Origin of the sequence: Bacillus hominis (assembly GCF_018332515.1) — a bacterium.
GTDB classification, from domain to species: domain Bacteria; phylum Bacillota; class Bacilli; order Bacillales; family Bacillaceae_G; genus Bacillus_A; species Bacillus_A hominis.
This window is the reverse complement of sequence record NZ_BOQD01000544.1, coordinates 1-1,194: the sequence shown is the minus strand read 5'-3', so window position 1 is coordinate 1,194 and position 1,194 is coordinate 1. Positions and strand designations below refer to the sequence as shown.

General features: G+C 31.8%; 3 protein-coding genes. 1 reads left to right on the top strand and 2 read right to left on the bottom strand.

Annotation, left to right across the window (positions count from 1 at the left end):
• A partial coding sequence (locus KI356_RS27255; RefSeq protein ID WP_212937009.1) for a DUF3891 family protein occupies positions 1 to 123 on the bottom strand: 123 nt, incomplete at its 3' end.
• A gap of 203 nt (positions 124 to 326) precedes the next feature.
• Between KI356_RS27255 and hbs the strand changes: the two genes are divergently transcribed.
• A complete protein-coding gene (hbs, locus tag KI356_RS27250; protein WP_002012780.1) occupies positions 327 to 599 on the top strand; it encodes a non-specific DNA-binding protein Hbs in 273 nt (90 codons plus the stop codon).
• 37 nt (positions 600 to 636) lie between these two features.
• Here hbs and KI356_RS27245 read toward each other — a convergent pair whose 3' ends face one another.
• Positions 637 to 1,179 (bottom strand): cold-shock protein, encoded by a 543-nt coding sequence (locus KI356_RS27245; RefSeq protein ID WP_212937008.1) that lies wholly within the window; start codon positions 1,177 to 1,179, stop codon positions 637 to 639.
• Between the last annotated feature and the right edge of the window lie 15 nt (positions 1,180 to 1,194).

Here is a 1,194-nt window from a genome sequence, read left to right as displayed (position 1 = left end):
TAAATATTCCTGATTTTCAAAGAAATCTTCTTTTATATTACTAGCAATCTCTCCAGCTAAAAAACTATGATCATGTTGACGAATTAATATACTTTCTTTCTCATTCTTTTCACGAAAAATCATCTATATAATCCCCCTCATCTTCATACTACAGCTTTTTATATGCATCAATTCTTAATTTATCCCTGATTATTAGCAGGGATTCAGTCTCTTGCAACGAAATTAACATAACTATACAGTATTCTTTCTACTAGCAAAAGTAGCTTATTCTATAACATTCATTATACTAAGACTTTTATTCTAAAATTTTTTTATGAGGTGAAAACATGAACAAAACAGAATTAGTTAAAAATGTCGCACAATCAGCTGATATTTCTCAAAAGGATGCTTCTGCAGCTGTACAATCCGTATTTGACACAATTGCTAATGCGTTACAATCTGGCGATAAAGTTCAATTGATCGGTTTTGGAACTTTTGAAGTGCGTGAAAGATCTGCTCGTACAGGACGTAATCCACAAACTGGTGAGGAAATTCAAATCGCTGCTGGTAAAGTTCCAGCATTTAAAGCAGGTAAAGAATTAAAAGAAGCTGTTAAATAAACAAGAAACCAGCCTTTTTATAGGCTGGTTTCTTGTTTTATTTAAGCAATTCCTTTATATTCTCCGCATGATACACTTCACAAATATAAAATATACATTTGCAGTTACTTACAACCTGATATTTTCTAGTCGGATAAACATTCGCCGCAACAGAACATCCATCAAACAATTCGATAATATTTCCGGATGGCTGATATCCTTCGTATAATACGTTTCTTCTTACTTCCATTTTTTCTATAAGTTTTTCAACTGGAATATTTCCATCCTCTAATTCTTGCTTTATAGTATCCGGTAAAAACGATGTGTCCACAAAAATTAGATTTTCAGATAACACCTTACCTTTATAACTAACATTAGATACGCGGTAAAGAAATGTTCCGTTTTTATCAAAGAAATTCTTTGCTTCTTTCGGAATGTACTGTCTATCGATTTCCTCTTGTTCGAGAACATCCAATTGAACTGTATCATTCAAAAGCTTTTCTAAAGCAAGAATAGATGATGTATCTCCAGAAAATAAAATATTTTTAATTACTTGTACATTATAAGTTAATTCACTTTTTCTATTTTCCGCCACTAACATGAGGAACACCTCTTC